Consider the following 18054-nt stretch of genomic DNA (forward strand, 5'->3'; position numbering starts at 1 on the left):
TAGGTTTTGTTATATAGCTTCAAAATTTGTGTAACTTTAATCTTCTTATGAGATATAAATCACAATTTTTAATAGTTATTACATTCATATTTCTATCATTCAGTTGCGAAAATAAAAACACCTTACCAGACCCTTTAGAAGCTGGCTGGAAAGGTGAAGCAGTTTGTGAAGTTCTGGAAGACAACAAAGAACTAAGAGTCCTAAAATGTACTTTTGAGCCCAATGTTGGACACGAAAAACATTATCATAATCCGCATGTTGGATATACACTTGCAGGTGGAAAATTCAGAATAACTGATACGACTGGTACACGAGAAGTAAATATACCAACTGGCTTTAGTTTTAGTAACGATGAAATTGTTTCTCATGAAGTTTTAAATATTGGAGAAACAACGGCTATTTTCTTGATTATGGAATATAAATAAACTAGTAGCTTATAAATTATAGGCATAAAAAAACCAACTCAATTGAGTTGGTTTTTTTATATTAAATTCTGAATCAAGTTCAGAATGACAAATTTGTGTTTAGCGACCTATCCACCAAAATCATCGAATCTAATATTCTCATCATCTAAACCAAAGTCTTCTCCCATTTTCTGAACTGCTTGATTCATTAAAGGAGGACCACAGAAATAGAGTTCTAAATCCTCTGGTGCATCATGCTTTGATAAATACTGGTCTATTACTACTTGGTGAATAAAACCTGTAAATCCATCACCAACCTCATCATTTACATCTGTTTTAAGTTTCCAATTATCTGCCTCAGTAGGATCTGATAATGCAATAAAGAATTTAAAGTTTGGGAAATCTTTTTCTAATGCTCTAAAATAATGGATATAAAATAGTTCTGCTTTAGAACGTCCTCCATACCAATACGTTACTTTACGTCCTGTTTTCAAGGTTCTAAATAATTCGTATAAATGTGAACGCATTGGTGCCATACCAGCTCCACCACCAACGTAAAGCATTTCTGCTTCAGACTCATTGATAAAGAATTCACCATAAGGTCCAGAGATTGTTACTTTATCTCCTGGTTTTTGATTAAAAATGTATGACGATGCTACTCCTGGATTTACATCCATCCATCCGCCTTTAGCGCGATCAAAAGGAGGTGTAGCAACACGAACATTAAGCATAATTTTTCTTCCTTCTGCAGGATAAGAAGCCATAGAGTATGCGCGTTCTACAGTCTCTGTATTCTTCATTACTAATGGCCATAAACCAAATTTCTCCCAATCTGGTTTAAATTTATCTGGCTCACCAGGATGATCTTCAGGATGTGCCGTAACATCCATATCAGAATAGTTAACTATCGTTTCTGGAATTTCTATTTGAATGTAACCTCCAGCTTTGTAGCCCATATCTTCAGGGATTTCTACAATAAATTCTTTAATAAAAGTAGCTACGTTATAATTAGAGACTACTGTTGCTTCCCATTTTTTAATTCCAAAAATCTCTTCAGGTATAGTAATTTCCATATCCTGCTTTACTTTTACTTGGCAAGATAAACGTGCACCATGTGCTAACTCTTTTCTAGAGAAGTGAGGAGTTTCGGTTGGAAGTGCTTCACCTCCACCAGATAAAACGTGACATTCACATTGAATACAAGTTCCACCACCACCACATGCAGATGGTAAGAATATTTTATTTCCGCCTAAGGTCGTTAATAAAGTACTTCCAGAAGCTACTTCTATTTCGCGTTCACCATTAATCAAAATCTTTACAGGTCCTGAAGGTGAAAGTTTCTGTTTTACAAATAATAATAAAGCTACCAACACTAGTGTCACCAATAAAAAGGCTGCTACTGTTGCTACTATAGTTCCGATTGTACTTGCGGCTAATATCATCATACTAATCAATTACTTGTTTGTATTTTCAGCTATTTCTAAGTCAGACTTAAGCTTAGCTTCTTCTTTTTTAATGTCTTCTTTTATTACTTCGATAACGGCTGATTTATCTTCTGACTTTGCTTCTTCATCTCCACCTGTCAGCATTCCCCCAAAACTCATAAATCCTATGGCCATTAAACCTGTAATAATAAACGTAATACCTAAGCCTCTTAAAGCTGGTGGTACATTACTATATCTAATTTTCTCACGAATAGCTGCAATTGCTAAGATGGCTAAGAACCATCCAATACCAGAACCAATTCCGTAGTTTAAGGCTAAACCTAAGGTTTCAATCTCTCTCGATTGCATAAATAATGAACCACCTAAGATGGCACAGTTTACAGCAATTAATGGTAAAAATATACCTAAAGAGTTATATAAAGATGGTGAGAATTTCTCTACCACAATTTCTACTAATTGTACCATTGTTGCTATGGTAGCAATAAACATAATGAAAGATAAAAAGCTTAAATCATAGCTTGCATAGTCTTCACCTAGCCATGATAAAGCACCAGGTTGTAATATATATTGATCTAACAACCAGTTTAAAGGTACTGTAATCGCTAATACGAATATTACAGCAGCACCAAGACCAACAGCTGTTGAAACTTTTTTAGATACAGCAAGATAAGAACACATTCCTAAGAATGTAGCAAATACCATATTGTCTATAAATATCGATTTGAAAAATAATTCTAAATGTTCCATATATTTTTAGTTTGAGATCCTGAAACAAGTTCAGGATGACAATTCAATTTTTTAGTCTTCTATTAAAGCTTTATTTCTACTACGTTGTACCCAGATAATTATACCTACAACTATCAATGCCATTGGTGATAATAACATAAATCCGTTATTCTCATAGCCAAAAGCATACAATCCTGTTTTTTCAATTGGATCTCCTAATACAGGAATACCTAACAAAGTACCAGATCCTAATAACTCTCTAAAGAAACCAACAATAATAAGAATTACACCATATCCTAAAGCATTACCAATACCATCTAAAAATGATCTCCAAGGACTATTACCTAAAGCGAAAGCTTCAAAACGCCCCATAATAATACAGTTGGTTATAATTAACCCGACGAATACAGAAAGTGTTTTACTTAGTTCGTATGCAAATGCCTTTAGTACTAAATCCACAATAATTACCAATGTTGCAACAACGATAAGTTGTACAATAATTCTAATTTTTGAAGGAATGATATTTCGCATTAAAGAAATAACAACGTTACCTATACCTAATACAAACAATACAGATATAGACATCACAATTGATGCTTCTAGCTCTGCAGTAATTGCTAATGCAGAACATATCCCTAATACCTGAATAGTAATTGGATTGTTATCTGCTAATGGGTCTAATATTAATCTACTGTCTTTTCCCATGTCTTAGTTTCCTTTTAAAGTTTCAAAATAAGGTAGATACAGCTTTAAATCTTTTTTGATCATTGCTGTAACACCATCACCTGTAATTGTAGCACCTGCAATAGCATCAACCTCATTATCTGTTTTATCATTATTCTTTGGATCTGCATTTCCTTTAGCCACATTGATACCTTTAAAAGCACCATTAGACAATAAATGCTCACCAATAAAATCGTCCATAAAGAAACGTTGCTTAATATTTGCTCCTAAACCAGGTGTTTCTCCTTTGTGATCAAAATAAGCTCCTTGTACAACCATATTTTCATCTAGAGCAACATAAGCCCAAATCGCATCCCAAAGTCCTTTACCTCGTATTGGTGCGATGTAAAATGTTTTACCATCTTTCTCACCAACAAACAATGGTAGCTTTCTAACTCCACCATTCTTAGCATTAGCTTGTTGTTTCTTTACATCTATAAGGTAAGCTTGGTCATTTTCTACAACTTTACCACCTTGAACTTCAATTTGTTTCTTGATATACTGATCAAAAAGTTTTGGCGCCTCATCTGTAGAAACAAAAGTTGCACTAGTACCTTCATTAGCATTAACACCCATTGCATAAAGAATGTTCTGTTGTTTCTCTAAACGTTCATTTTCAGTAATAATAGGCTTTAACGAAGACGCTAAAAACGCTAATAAAGCACCTACAATTAATACCATACCAATGGCAAAAATTATAGTATATGAATTTTTATCTGTTCTTTGTTCCATGATTACGCTGCTTTAACTTTTACACGTTTCATTCTTTTCTTTACATTGCCTTGAACCACATAATGATCAATTGTTGGTGCAAATACATTCATTAATAGAATTGCTAACATTACACCTTCTGGATATGCTGGATTGAATACACGTATCATAATAGAAATAAATCCTACTAAGAAACCATATATCCATTTTCCTTTTGTTGTTTGTGATGCTGTTACAGGATCAGTAGCCATAAACACAGTACCAAAAGCAAAACCACCTATTAGTATATGCTGCCAGAATTCTGTACTCATTAATCCGTAAAACTTACTAGATTCTGTAATCCAACCAGAGCTAACAACTCCGTTGAAGATTAAACCCATTACTAAGGCTCCTACAACAGATGATAGCATAATTCTCCAACTTCCTATTTTAGCGAAGATTAAGAATAAACCACCAAGTAAGATTAAAAGTGTAGAGGTTTCACCAACTGAACCCGGAATTAAACCATAGAACATATCCATGACTTCATAGCCAGCTCCTTTATTTTGAGCCAAACTACCTAAGATTGTTTCACCAGAAATGGCATCAACATTTTGTCCTGCTGCAATCAACTGATCTTGTTCTACAGCTCCATGAACCCAAACTTTATCTCCAGACATCCAAGTTGGATAAGCGAAGAATAAAAATGCACGAATTGTTAATGCTGGATTAAGAATATTCATTCCCGTTCCACCAAAGACTTCTTTACCTATTACAACACCAAAAGCTACTGCAACAGCTAACATCCAAAGTGGAGTATCAATTGGTACAATAAGTGGCACTAACATTCCTGTTACTAAATACCCTTCTTCTACTTCGTGACTGTTTTTTATAGCAAATAGAATCTCGATTGCTAAACCGACAACGTAAGAAACAATTACTAATGGAATCACCTTCCAGAAACCAACTGAAAAATTATCTAAAGTCCAGAATTCTGCACTAAAGAATCCTCCTGTTGCTTGTTGAATTTCACCAAATGCTAAATGATGCTGATAACCTGCATTGAACATACCAAATATTAAACAAGGAACCATTGCCATAATAACAGTGTTCATTGTTCGTTTTAAATCATCGGCAGCTTTTATATGAGTTCCATTATGAGTGGTCTCATTAGGTAGAAATAAAAACGTATGAATTGCCGAAAATGCTGGCAACCATTTTTTGTCTCTATTTTTTTCTTTAAAATTATGTAAACTACTTTTTAAACCCATTATCCTATCTCTTTTAGCATTAAGTCTAAACCTTCTCTTATAATTTTTTGATGTGGTTGCTTAGACACACATACAAATTCTGTTAACGCAAAGTCTTCAGGTGCAACTTCGTACATTCCTAAAGCTTCCATTTCATCTAAATCTTTATACATACAAGCTTTTAAAATCTGCATTGGATAAATATCCAAAGGAAATACCTCTTCATAAGTCCCTGTAGTTACAAATGCACGATGCTCTCCGTTTGTATTAGTGTTTAACGCGAATTTCTTCTTAGGAGTTAACCAAGAAAACGTCAACGCTCTTGATGTAGAAACTTTATTAAAAACTGGTTTATTCCAACCAAATAGTTCATAATCATCTCCTTCAGGAATTACAGAAATCACGTTACTGTAGTAATCTAAGTTACCATCTGGTTGCACATGCTTTCCGCTTAGTACATTTCCAGAGATAATACGATCATTACCATCTTTATCTACTCCATTATCGTAAACCATAGTTGCTATTTCAGAACCAATCTTAGTTTTAAAATATCTTGGCTTCTTAACTGAAGAACCAGCTAAAGCAACAACACGCTCAGCATTAAACTTACCTGTTAACAACAACTCTCCTATAACAACTAAGTCTTGAGCATTTATTGTCCAAACAACTTCCCCTTTATTTATTGGACTTACTTTATTTATTAAAGTACCTACATTACCAGAAGGATGTGGCCCAGAAACTTTATAAGTTGTTGTGTTATCTAAATTTGCCAAAGGTGAGTTAGAACTTCCTACTGAAAGATGAACTCCACCATCAGTTAATTTTGATAATGCAGTAACAGCAGCTTGTAATTCTGCTTCTTTACCAGCTAAGGTATAATCTAAATTAGCTGCTAAAGGTGCGCTTGCGTAACCAGATATAAAAATTGCTTTTGGTGTAGATTCAGCTTTAGCAACAACATCATAAGGACGTTGTTTTATAAAAGCCCAACAACCAGAAGCTAGTAAATGTGACTTTACTTTATCTGCATCAGATGATAAATCAAATTTACCATGATCTACATGAGCTTGTTCTTTATCTGCAGTAATTTTAATAGCGTCGATTCGACGTCTTGCTCCACGCTGTACTTCAGTCACTTCACCAGATACTGGCGAAACAAACTTCATAGCTTCATTATCTTTATTGTAAAACAATGTTTCACCTGCTTTAACACGCGTACCTTCTTTTGCAACAAGTTTTGGGATAATACTGTGGAAATCTTCGGGTCTAATAGAATACGAATTGCTAATGATAGCATTTTCTGTAGCTTGCTCGGCTTCACCGATTAACTTTATATCTAAACCCTTTTTAATTCTGATGTCTTTTGACATATACTTAAAGATTAGTTATCTAAAAATCCGTGCAAATTTACGAATTAATGCTTAAATAGTTTTCAATTTGAAGCATCTTTTTTATTTATAGTGATTATAAATAAGTTAAATATATTAGGGCACAGATTTTGATTATCTTTATACTCCACAGAATTTTAATAATGAAAAAGAATTTTTATAGCACCTTTTTGCTTTTACTATTACCAACAATTTTAATTTCTCAAGTTGAAGAGGTTTCTCCTCCTGACTTTATAAAAACAATAACTTTTAAAAGTAATACAACTCAAGGTCAATTGCCTATTTTAAAACTTGGTGAACCTTTAAATTTAGAATTTGACGCACTCACTGGTGATGAAGAAGATTTTTATTACGTCATAGAGCATTTTAATTTTGATTGGACGCCTTCTACTTTAGTGAAATCTGAATATCTAAAAGGCTTAGATAACCAAAGGATTTTGACTTACGAAAACTCTTTCAACACCTATCAAATATACTCTCATTACGATTTAAGAATACCTAATATACAAACACGAGGTTTATTAAAAAGTGGAAACTATATGATTTCTATTTATGATGATTATGATGAACTTATGTTCAGTAGAAAATTCATGATTTACGAAGATTTAGTCAATGTAGGTGCCAAAGTTAAACGTTCTAGAGATGTTAAAGTGATAGCAGAAAAGCAGTCCGTAGATATTGTCATTTCTACCAATAGCATCAATTTTAATAATCCGCTAGAAACTATTAAAACACTTATAGTTCAGAATAACAACCTCAACACAACCATTTCAGATTTAAAACCTCAATACACTTTAGGCAACGAACTTATTTACAGATATGATACCGAATCTGCTTTTTATGGAGGAAATGAATATCTGTTTTTTGAAAATAAAAATGTAAGAGCCTCTAATGTTGGTGTTCAGTATATTGAGTTAAAAGAGCTTTATCATAATTATTTATATGCCAATATATCTCGAAAAGATAGACCATATACTTATAATCCTGATATTAATGGAAACTTCCAGATCACAGTTATAGACAGAACTGATGTGGACATTGAAGCGGATTACACAATGATTCATTTTTCGTTGTTACATGAAGAATTAAAGAATAAGGACCTCCATATTTACGGTAACTTTAATGCCTATGCTATTGAAGATTATACTAAAATGGAATATAATCCAGAAAGTGGGCGTTACGAATGCATGCTTAGATTAAAACAAGGCTTCTATAATTACAAACATGTTGCTATAGATAAAACTACAGGAGTTCTTGACGAAGGTGCTATCAGTGGCGATTTTTGGCAAACCGAAAACAACTACAAAGTCTTAGTCTATTATAGAGATTTGGGAGCACGTTTTGACCGTCTTATAGGTTATGGAGATACATCTTCTGTAAATATTTCTAACTAAAACTGTAAGGAATATGGTCTTCTTGGACTAAATTTCTTTTATCTTTCACATTCTTTTTAAACATTTTTAAAATGCAAAATGATATTGCCTTATTTTCTGAATTATGTGACGTGCTTTTTGAAGCAGAAACTAATCAACCTGTTGCAAAACCAATTTCGACTTCAGAATTATATCAACAATTAGATTTATCATTAAACAATGATGGAATCATTGACAATGATTTAAAAAACATCTTAAAGGACATCATTAAAAGCACTCCAAAAACAGCTTCAAAATCATTTTTTAATCAATTATTTGGAGGTAGAGTTGGTAAAGCAACCCTTGGTGATTTACTCGCAGTACTATTTAATAATAGCATGTACACCTATAAAGTTGCTGGCCCGCAAGTTGGTATTGAAAAGCAGGTACTCAAAAATATTTGTGCCTTAGCAGATTATTCTAGTGATAGTGATGGCGCTTTAGCACCAGGTGGTTCTATGAGTAATATGATGGCTCTTATCATGGCAAGAGATTATAAAAACGAATCTATTAGAGCAGAAGGACTTTCAAAAAAAATGACACTATACACCTCTGCAGCTTCTCACTACTCTATATCTAAAAATGCAGCTCTAACTGGTATTGGCAGAAATCAAGTAAGACTTATAGAGACAAATAGTAATGGAAAAATGCTTACTGAACATTTAGATAAAATAATTCAGAAAGATATTAATGATGGCTTCGAACCTTTCTTTGTAAATGCAACAGCTGGCACAACTGTACTTGGTGCTTTTGATGATATTGAAGCTATTAGTAAAGTTTGCGAAAAACACAAATTATGGTTACATGTTGATGGAGCTTATTGTGGAGGAGTTATTTTTAGTGAAAAATACAAACATTTAATTAAAGGTTTAAAACATTCGGATTCGTTTAGTGTTAATGCACATAAAATGTTAGGCACACCTTTAAGTTGTTCAATAATTGTAACACAAAATAAAGAGCAACTTCATCATTCCTTTTCTAATGAAGCGGATTACTTATATCAAACAGATGGTGATGACTTTAATCTTGGAAAAACCTCATTACAGTGTGGAAGACGAAATGATGCCTTAAAATTTTGGACGTTATGGAAATCTGTCGGTACAAAAGGTTTAGAAAAGATTGTGGATAAGCAGTTTGAAATGGCAAACATCGCAAGAGATTATATTAAAGAACACAAAGATTATATTTTATATAGTTTTAATGATTCCATCTCCGTTTGTTTCAATTACAAAGGCATTCCCGCTAATGAATTATGTACTGCACTTTACGAAAATTCAGAGCTTATGGTTGGCTTCGGAAAATTCCAAGAAAATGAATTTGTTAGAATGGTCACTATAAACACTGTTTTAGAAAAAGAAGATATTTTAAGCTTTTTTAAGACCTTAGAAGCCTTTGTTTCTACACATATGTTAAATTTATCGGCTTCTTAACGTATTAATTAGTTCAGCATTCAAAAATTATGCTATTTTAGCATACAATTATTTAAGATTAATGGTACAACAAGTTACAAGCGGAATTAAAATTTCTGTCGAAACCAATTTTGAAGGTACATTTTACAAGAACTATAAAGTGCACTTCGCCTTTGGGTATAAAGTAACGATTGAAAACCAAAGTAAAGATTCTGTTCAACTTAATACAAGACACTGGAAAATTCTTGACGCCCTTAATAATGAAGAGATTATTGAAGGAGAAGGTGTTATTGGTAAAAAACCAGTTTTAAAACCTGGAGAATCTCATACTTACAATTCCGGCTGTTTGTTAACGTCTCCTTTTGGAGCAATGCGCGGTCATTACAATATGGTCAACTTTACTAAAGCCAATAAATTTAAGGTTTATATTCCGACCTTCAAATTGAGCGCACCTTTTGCACTTAATTAAAATTCATATTTTTTTATAAATTCAAATCGATAGTATATTGAATGTTGTTCTATATGAAAGAATGAGCAATTCGAATAGTGTATAAATTGATATTTAGAATTAATATCAAATCCTTCAGAATTAATAGAATAAACACCATCACAATCAATATTACCATAAGGAGAAATACGCCTATATCGATATTCCATTTTGTTACCTAAATCATAAATCTCAAACCATGCACCAGCACCAATGCCCTCTAGCCATTGCGCATGATCAGCGATTTCCAAAACTCGCTTGGACTCTAAATTACCAATTAAATTGGGCTGATAACCGTTTAGCTTATCTAAAAAACAACGTCTGTTTTCAGCTTTGGGTGTCGATGTAAATTCGGTAATAGTACCAGATTCTGATATTTCATAAACCTTTTGTTCTGTATTAGCAATCACAACATTACTAACTGTACTTGGTGTAAAACGCTTTGATTTAATTAACTTCTTCTTTTTCTTATTAATAGCAATAGATGCAATTAAAGTATCAGTTACAAAACGAGAACAATTACTTCCTTTTTTTAAGAAAGCACCATATCTAACAAAATCCTTATGCTGCAATTGCATAATAAATTCTTTAGCCTTTTTATAATTTATAGCATTACAAACTGAAGCCACTAATTTCCCTTCACCATGAGTAAAATTTGGCTGAGTTGCTAGGAAAGTTAATATGTCGTTTAAGTTAGTTAAGTTGCCATCTTTAATTTGTGCGCTTAAAGGGAAATCTAATTCATGATCCGTTACTTTCCCTCTAACACGACCATAACCTTGGGGACATGTATATCTCCCAAAATCAAAATACTCTAAATGCCCTGTCTTAATATCTATTAGCACCAAAGCTGCATGTCCTGCTCGTACATAATTTTCGCAACCAACGTTTATATATTTTAAATAAGGCACAAGTTTTTCATCAGATATTCTAACTATAGTATCAGGATAGGCAAGTGTTAAAATAAAGGCATCACTTTTTAGCATCGATAAATTCAAAAATTTAAGTATGCAACTTACAAAAATTATCCTTCCAATCTTCACACAACTATTACGTTTGAAATTAAGAATATATCATAAATATCGTACCTTTGCACTTTCAAAATTCAAACTAAAAAAACAAAATATATTATGGGAAAAGGATTCTTTAATGTACCTGTAGCGGTTAACGAACCTGTGAAATCTTATGCACCTGGTTCACCTGAACGCAAAGCTGTTCAAGACACTTATAAAACAATGTTTAATAGCAAAGTTGAAATCCCTTTATATATCAATGGTGAAGATGTAAAAACTGGAAATACCAGAACTATATCTCCTCCGCACGACCATCAACATATTGTAGGTGAATATCATATAGCAGAGCAAAAACATATTGATGAAGCTATTGCTACAGCATTGGAAGCACGTAAAACATGGTCACAGATGCCATGGGAACAACGTGCTGGTATTTTCTTAAAAGCAGCAGAATTAATCGCTGGTCCATACAGAGCAAAGATTAATGCTGCAACAATGATTGCACAATCTAAAACAGTACACCAAGCAGAAATTGATGCAGCTTGTGAGTTTATTGATTTCTTACGTTTTAATGTTCAGTTTATGACTGACATCTATATGGAGCAACCTGAAAGTACAAGTGACGCTTGGAACAGGGTTGAATACAGACCTCTCGAAGGTTTCACTTATGCTGTAACTCCTTTTAACTTTACTGCTATAGCTGGAAATTTACCAGCTTGTATGGCACTAATGGGAAATGTTGTGGTTTGGAAACCTAGTGATAGCCAAGTCTATTCTGCAAAAGTGATTATGGATGTTTTTAAAGAAGCAGGCGTACCAGCTGGTGTAATTAATGTTGTTTTTGGTGATCCAGTAATGATTACGAATACAGTGATGGCTAGTCCAGATTTCTCTGGATTACATTTTACAGGCTCTACATTCATATTTAAAGAGTTATGGAAACAGATTGGCAACAATATCCATAACTATAAGACGTACCCCAGAATTGTTGGAGAAACAGGTGGAAAAGATTTCATCGTGGCTCACAAATCGGCTGACGCTAAACAAGTAGCTACAGCAATCGCTCGTGGTGCATTTGAATTTCAAGGACAAAAATGTAGTGCTGCATCTAGAGCATATATTCCAAAAGGAATTTGGGCTGATGTAAAAAAATATCTTGTTGAAGATCTTAAGTCATTCAAAATGGGTTCTCCTGAAGATATGAGTAACTTTATTACAGCTGTAATTCACGAAGGTTCATTTGATAAATTAGCAAAATACATTGATGGAGCCAAAGCCGATAGTGATGCTGAAATAATAGCTGGTGGTAACTACGATAAATCTATAGGTTATTTTATTGAACCTACGGTAATTGTAACATCTAACCCAAAATACACAACAATGTGTACTGAGTTATTTGGACCCGTGATGACTATACATGTATATGAAGATGATGCGTTCTCGGAAACTTTAAAACTAGTTGATGAAACCAGCGAATATGCTTTAACAGGCGCTATAATATCTAGAGACCGTTACGCAGTTGAAGAAGCGACTAAGGCGTTACAAAACTCTGCTGGTAACTTCTATATTAATGATAAACCAACTGGTGCTGTTGTTGGTCAACAACCATTTGGTGGAGCTAGAGCATCTGGCACAAATGATAAAGCAGGTAGTGCGCAAAACTTATTACGTTGGGTATCTCCAAGATTAATTAAGGAAACATTTGTAACACCTACAGATTACAGATATCCTTTCTTAAGCTAAGATTATAATAAACTGAAATACAAATCCTTAGAAGTTTAATCCTTTTAAGGATTTTTTTTGCTTTTAATAGAAATGACGTTAAAAAAATTCAATTACAAGCCTAAACTTTGTATCTTTTCAGTCTTATAAATAAAAAATTACGACCTATGAAAAAACATTACTTTTTTATCTTATTATTTTTACCAGTGCTTTTGTTTGCACAGATAGAGATTATTTCTACGGAACCTTTAGATTTATCAGCTTATGGTGAAGCTACAACATATCCTGGTGAAGGTGAATACGAAATATTTTTGAGTGCTGATAATGTTTTAGACAAACCCATTATTATTGTAGATGGTTTTGATCCAGGTGACACTAGAAATATTGCTGGCTTATATAGCTCATTAGACTTTACAGGCACTTCTGGTGCTCAAAACCTAGCAGACCTTGTTCGTGCTGAAGGTTTTGATGTTGTCATTTTAAACTTTCCTACATATCTGAGAGATGCGGATGGAGCTACTATTGATGGTGGTGCAGATTTCATGGATCGTAATGCTATGATATTAGTAGAGTTACTAAATGTTATCAATATAGCAAAAGCAGTTAATCCTAATCCTGAACCAAATGTTATTATAGGCCCAAGTATGGGAGGAATTATAGCACGTTATGCTTTAAATTATATGGAAGATGCGTCTATAGATCCAGACACCAGACTTTATATGTCTTTTGATTCACCGCATCTTGGTGCTAATGTACCTATTGGTTTACAACATCAACTAAACTTTTTAGCGAATAATCCGTTAAGTCCTGTAGCTGAACTAGAACCACTTATTGAAGGTTTTCTAAAATCATCTGCAGCAAGACAATTATTAATAGATCATTTTGAACCACATCTCTCAGGAGCTGATGCTTTTACATTTGACCCATTACTAACATTACCAGAACAACATCCATTTAGAACAGAGTTTGAAACTAGAATAAATAGTTTTACATCAACTGGTTTCCCTGAAAATGTTCGTAATGTTGCTATTATTAATGGTAGCGGAATTGGAAGTGCTTACTTAGCAAAAGATGGCACAACACCAGTAACAAATGGTTTTACTATTGTTAACACCACAATACCTGTAGATTCTCCTCTTGGTGGTGCTCCAATAGATGTAGAAATAGAATTATACATGACACCAAGTGCAGGCTCAGCTCAACAAGTAAGTCGTTTCTTTGCACCACTTTTCCCACCTTTCATTCCCGACCTATTATCTGTAGCAAGTTCTGGTACTACCAATTTTGATGGCGTTGATTCAGCACCAGGTGGTTTGTTTGATTTATCGGCATTAACAGGAGATATTGGTGCTGGTGGTGGAATTGCCGCAGATTTCTTAACAGCCATGCAAATCGATAAATTTAGTTTTATTCCTTCCGTGAGTGCTTTAGCTCTCGAAATTACAGATGAAGCAACTGATGATGATGTTAATTGGCATCATAATATTAATATCGTAAGTCGTGGAACGACAAACAATACACCTTTTGACAATACATTTTTACCAGACGATAATGAGCCACATGTGCAATTAACTCAAGCTAATGTTGACTTTGCTTTATTAGAAATACTAACTCCTCCATTAAGTGTTTCAAATGAAAATGAGATTGCTTTTAAGCTAGAAAAAAACCCTATTGACAATGAGTTAGTATTACTTTCTAACATTAACACTAATGCTAACATTCATATTATAGATGTAACAGGAAAAACAATGTATAACACAAATTTAAATTTGAATAATCGTACAAGTATTCCGATAAATATAACCTCAGGGTTTTATATTTTGAATGTTACTGGTGAGAACAATACAAGATTTTCTACCAAATTTATTGTAAAATAATAGAAATTCTTTATCGCCTTAAGGCGTAATTTTCAACAAAAAAACCTGTAAAATATTTTACAGGTTTTTTATATATAGTGAGATTTTACAACTCCTCAATAGTCTGTGTATCACCAAAATTAGCTGATCTAGCATTATAAACATTACTTGTTACTCCATTTACGACAAATGCTACAATACTCATTTTAGACATATCAGTTACATTACTTGGCACAGGTACACTAAAGGTTTCCGTATATTCATTATCTTCAACAACTTCTGCTGGCGGAATTGTATCTCCTAATAAATCTGTTAAACAAGCTCTCAATACGTGGTCATGTTCAAAATTAGCAATTACACTAGATCCACCATAGTAACTTGTATAATTAACTTGATTATATATTAAATCATCTTCTAAAACATAAACTATAAGTTTTGCGTCAGTAAAAAACAACTCTCCAAACTTCATTTTTACTTCAAGAGAAATCGTATTACCATTAAGCACAGGAGTCAAAGCTAATCCGACATCAGCACCTGAATTAGTTAAATTAACAACTTGACTAATATTACTTGGTTCTGGATACGTCCACAAAGTAGTTCTATTTATCATTGCCGTTGGATATCCTTCTAAGTTTATTGCATCCTCAAGTACACCAGCACTAAAGTTATAGGGATCGTGATTACTCCCATTAGGATCTATATTTCCACGATGTATAGCCACTGGGATAGCATTATTAGTGGCAGCCTCAACTTGCTCTATACCGTAAGCAACTCTTGGACAATAACCACACCATGTACCTGTGTAGTCTTCGATCAACACATTTTTTGAAAATTTAACAGAAGGCTCTACTACAGTAACCTGAATAGTATTACTTGTAAACTCGTTATATGTTGCAACAAAGTTTAAGACTCCTTCTGTTTGTGTAAGATATGAACTTCCACCAATATCATTACCATTTAATGTTATTGTAGAAGAAGAAGTTACATCTTCATTAGTATTTCCTTTTACATTAAAAAATACGATGTCACCAACATAGACTTCCGTATTAACTTGCCTAGATAATGTTATACTTGTTATTTCTTCTGTACCTCCATCTCCACCAGACCCATCATTACTATCACCTCCACAGCTATTAAAAATTAAAATGCAAGCAAAAAATAGGGATTTTAAAATCAATGTTTTTTTCATTATTGATGTTTTTTTATTAATTCGTTGACAAATATATAATATTTTAAATTTTTGGTATTATTATTGTAAAAAAATTATTGAATTGACAAAAACCACCTAAATGAAGAATGTTTTATTTTTAATCTGTTTACTGACTATTTCATATAGTCAGGCACAAGAACTACCAAACATAACATTAAAAAGTACAGAAGATAAATCTATCTCTATAAAAGAACTTGCCAATTCAGACACTATTAAAGTTTTTAGTTTTTGGGCGACTTGGTGTGTCCCTTGCATTAATGAATTAGATGCCATAAGCGAAGTCTATGAAGAATGGCAAGAAGAAACTAATGTAGAGATTATAGCAATTTCTACAGATGACTCTAGAACAAAGAAAAGAGTAATACCAATGGTAAATGGCAAAGATTGGGAGTACCAAATTTTGCTAGATGATAACCAAGAACTTAAACGTGCTTTAAATATCTCTGTTCTACCATATTTAATTGTAGTAAAAAATGGAAAAATCATACATCAACGTACTGGCTATACTCCTGGAAGTGAAGATGATTTATATGAAGTAATTAAAGAGCATTCTAAATAGAAACCAAAATATATTTACTAACTACCAACCAAAACCAATACCATGAAAAAACTGATGCTATTATTAGTTTTTTGTCTATCTGGACAATTTATTTTCGCACAATTAATTGAGAATTTAAGAATTGGACTTGAATCTAATACTGCTTGGTACAATGATGACAAAAAAACAGGACCTTTTTTTGACACCGAAAACCAAGATGGAGATAAACACATAAGATCTAATAACTATTTAAAATTAAATTATACATTTTTAAAAAACTTCACTGCTACTATTCAGTTAGAATCTTACGAACCTTTTTCGCTAATCAATTATTCACCAAATTATAAGGGTACCGATTTAGGTATATATTCTCTAAATTATAAAAATTCAAAACTAAGTGCCACTGCTGGACATTTTTATTCTCAATTTGGAAGTGGGTTAATCTTAAGAAACTGGGAAGACAGACAATTAGGTCTTAATAACGCCCTTTTAGGAGGTAAAATAGAATATACTCCGATAGAATCTATTTCATTAACAGCTTTATATGGTAAACAACGTTTTGGATTCGAATCTTCTAATGGAGAAGTATTTGGAGCTAATGCTGAGGTTGACCTTTCATCTATTTTTAATTTTGAAAACTCCTCTTTAAGTCTTGGATTAAGCTACGTTGGAAGAAAAGAAGAAACAGATATAATCGATCCAGAGTTTGATGAACTAACCAATGCTTTTTCTGGACGTATAGATTTTTCTAAAGGTAGTTTTTATACAGGTTTAGAATATGTCTCTATAAGTGATGATGCTGTGGTACAAGTAGGTCAATTATCTAATAATTTTATACAACCAGGAAGTGCAATTCTTTTCAATACAGGATTTTCTAAAAAAGGATTTGGATTAGATGCTACGTTTAGAAGGCTTGAAAACATGTCATTCTTTTCAGAACGCAAAAAAGATGGAAATATTTTTCTCGAAAACATTATCAACTACACACCTGGTTTAACCAAACAACATGATTATCTATTAACAAATATTTTTGTTTATCAGGCACAATCAGCAGTGTCGTTTTTAGATCCAGGATTATTAAAAGTTGGTGAAATCGGTGGACAATTAGATGTATTCTATAAAATAAAGAAAGATACTCCGCTTGGAGGAAAATACGGAACAAAAATTGCCTTTAACGCTTCATATTGGGCTGGTTTAAAAGGTGATTTTGATTATGCTAACCTAGATTATAATACAGATCTTATTGGTTTTGGAAACAAATACTTTTCAGACGTTAGCCTCGAAGTAAGAAAAAAATGGAATTCTAAATGGAATTCTATATTATACTATGTTAACCAATATTATAATAAAAGAGAAATAGAAGGGAATTTTGGAGCTAAATCTATAAAATCTAATATTGTAGTTGCTGAAGCCACTTATAAAATTGGAGGCGGAAAGTCCTTTAGATTTGAAGCTCAAAAATTATGGTCTGATTCAGAATCTCATGATTGGACTGGAGGAACTATTGAGTTTAATTTAAACTCAAAGTTTTCGTTTTACGTTAATGATATATATAATGCAGGTAATGATAGTGATACAGCAGAAACCAATTATTACAACATTGGTGGTAGCTATACAAAAGGCTCTACAAGATTAGGATTAAATTACGGAAGACAACGCGCAGGTCTTCTTTGTGTAGGAGGTGTATGTCGTTTCGTAGCTGAGGCCACAGGTCTTTCTGCAAACTTAACCATGTCCTTTTAAAGACGTAAATACAGCATAAAATTATCTCTCTTAATTTA

The 18054-nt window shown here is 33.0% G+C and carries 16 protein-coding genes; 8 read left to right on the forward strand and 8 right to left on the reverse strand.

Annotation, left to right across the window (positions count from 1 at the left end; all coding sequences use genetic code 11):
* Positions 1-47 precede the first annotated feature (47 nt).
* On the forward strand, positions 48-425 hold the full coding sequence (locus QZZ53_RS01805) for a cupin domain-containing protein (protein ID WP_296380830.1): 378 nt from the start codon (positions 48-50) through the stop codon (positions 423-425).
* 107 nt (positions 426-532) lie between these two features.
* Here the strand turns inward: QZZ53_RS01805 and nqrF are convergent, their stop codons facing one another.
* Genes nqrF through QZZ53_RS01835 form a run of 6 tightly spaced genes read right to left on the reverse strand, consistent with a single transcriptional unit; the run spans position 533 to position 6608 of the window.
* Positions 533-1846 carry an NADH:ubiquinone reductase (Na(+)-transporting) subunit F gene (gene nqrF, locus QZZ53_RS01810; protein ID WP_296380889.1) on the reverse strand — a complete coding sequence of 438 codons (1314 nt, stop codon included), beginning with the start codon at positions 1844-1846 and terminating at the stop codon, positions 533-535.
* Between the two features lie 12 nt (positions 1847-1858).
* Positions 1859-2596, reverse strand: a complete 738-nt coding sequence (gene nqrE, locus QZZ53_RS01815) for an NADH:ubiquinone reductase (Na(+)-transporting) subunit E (protein WP_296380832.1) — start codon at positions 2594-2596, stop codon at positions 1859-1861.
* Positions 2597-2647: 51 nt separating this feature from the next.
* Positions 2648-3280 (reverse strand): NADH:ubiquinone reductase (Na(+)-transporting) subunit D, encoded by a 633-nt coding sequence (locus QZZ53_RS01820; protein ID WP_296380834.1) that lies wholly within the window; start codon positions 3278-3280, stop codon positions 2648-2650.
* Positions 3281-3283: 3 nt separating this feature from the next.
* Positions 3284-4030 carry a Na(+)-translocating NADH-quinone reductase subunit C gene (locus tag QZZ53_RS01825; protein WP_296380835.1) on the reverse strand — a complete coding sequence of 249 codons (747 nt, stop codon included), beginning with the start codon at positions 4028-4030 and terminating at the stop codon, positions 3284-3286.
* Positions 4031-4032: 2 nt separating this feature from the next.
* Complete coding sequence (locus QZZ53_RS01830) at positions 4033-5259, reverse strand: NADH:ubiquinone reductase (Na(+)-transporting) subunit B (protein WP_296380837.1); 1227 nt, start codon at positions 5257-5259, stop codon at positions 4033-4035.
* A complete protein-coding gene (locus tag QZZ53_RS01835) occupies positions 5259-6608 on the reverse strand; it encodes a Na(+)-translocating NADH-quinone reductase subunit A (RefSeq protein WP_296380839.1) in 1350 nt (449 codons plus the stop codon). Before QZZ53_RS01835 ends, QZZ53_RS01830 begins: the two co-directional genes overlap by 1 nt.
* Before the next feature lie 161 nt (positions 6609-6769).
* On the opposite strand from QZZ53_RS01835, the gene QZZ53_RS01840 reads away from it, so the two are divergent.
* The 3 genes from QZZ53_RS01840 (at position 6770) to apaG (ending at position 9916) form a co-directional block, all read left to right on the forward strand.
* The gene (locus QZZ53_RS01840) at positions 6770-8020 is read left to right on the forward strand and encodes a DUF5103 domain-containing protein (RefSeq protein WP_296380842.1); all 1251 of its coding nucleotides are present in this window, start codon (positions 6770-6772) and stop codon (positions 8018-8020) included.
* A gap of 71 nt (positions 8021-8091) precedes the next feature.
* A complete protein-coding gene (locus QZZ53_RS01845) occupies positions 8092-9468 on the forward strand; it encodes a pyridoxal-dependent decarboxylase (RefSeq protein ID WP_296380843.1) in 1377 nt (458 codons plus the stop codon).
* Positions 9469-9529: 61 nt separating this feature from the next.
* Entirely contained in the window at positions 9530-9916 is a 387-nt protein-coding gene (apaG, locus tag QZZ53_RS01850; RefSeq protein ID WP_045475426.1) for a Co2+/Mg2+ efflux protein ApaG, read from the forward strand.
* Here the strand turns inward: apaG and QZZ53_RS01855 are convergent.
* The gene (locus QZZ53_RS01855; protein WP_296380850.1) at positions 9913-10920 is read right to left on the reverse strand and encodes a DUF6695 family protein; all 1008 of its coding nucleotides are present in this window, start codon (positions 10918-10920) and stop codon (positions 9913-9915) included. The genes apaG and QZZ53_RS01855 overlap by 4 nt on opposite strands.
* 144 nt (positions 10921-11064) lie before the next feature.
* Between QZZ53_RS01855 and pruA the strand changes: the two genes are divergently transcribed.
* Together pruA and QZZ53_RS01865 are read left to right on the forward strand one after the other, a co-directional pair.
* A complete protein-coding gene (pruA, locus tag QZZ53_RS01860; protein ID WP_296380851.1) occupies positions 11065-12690 on the forward strand; it encodes an L-glutamate gamma-semialdehyde dehydrogenase in 1626 nt (541 codons plus the stop codon).
* Positions 12691-12836: 146 nt separating this feature from the next.
* Positions 12837-14546, forward strand: coding sequence for a T9SS type A sorting domain-containing protein (locus QZZ53_RS01865; protein WP_296380853.1), 1710 nt, complete (start codon positions 12837-12839; stop codon positions 14544-14546).
* An 85-nt stretch (positions 14547-14631) separates the two neighbouring features.
* Here the strand turns inward: QZZ53_RS01865 and QZZ53_RS01870 are convergent, their stop codons facing one another.
* The gene (locus QZZ53_RS01870) at positions 14632-15714 is read right to left on the reverse strand and encodes an Omp28-related outer membrane protein (RefSeq protein WP_296380855.1); all 1083 of its coding nucleotides are present in this window, start codon (positions 15712-15714) and stop codon (positions 14632-14634) included.
* A 100-nt stretch (positions 15715-15814) separates the two neighbouring features.
* Here QZZ53_RS01870 and QZZ53_RS01875 point away from each other — a divergent pair, with 100 nt between their 5' ends.
* Both QZZ53_RS01875 and QZZ53_RS01880 read left to right on the forward strand, forming a co-directional pair.
* Complete coding sequence (locus QZZ53_RS01875; RefSeq protein WP_296380857.1) at positions 15815-16294, forward strand: TlpA disulfide reductase family protein; 480 nt, start codon at positions 15815-15817, stop codon at positions 16292-16294.
* A gap of 42 nt (positions 16295-16336) precedes the next feature.
* Entirely contained in the window at positions 16337-18016 is a 1680-nt protein-coding gene (locus QZZ53_RS01880; protein WP_296380859.1) for a DUF6029 family protein, read from the forward strand.
* Positions 18017-18054 lie beyond the last annotated feature (38 nt).

Origin of the sequence: Winogradskyella sp., from assembly GCF_016744625.1 — a bacterium.
GTDB lineage: Bacteria > Bacteroidota > Bacteroidia > Flavobacteriales > Flavobacteriaceae > Winogradskyella.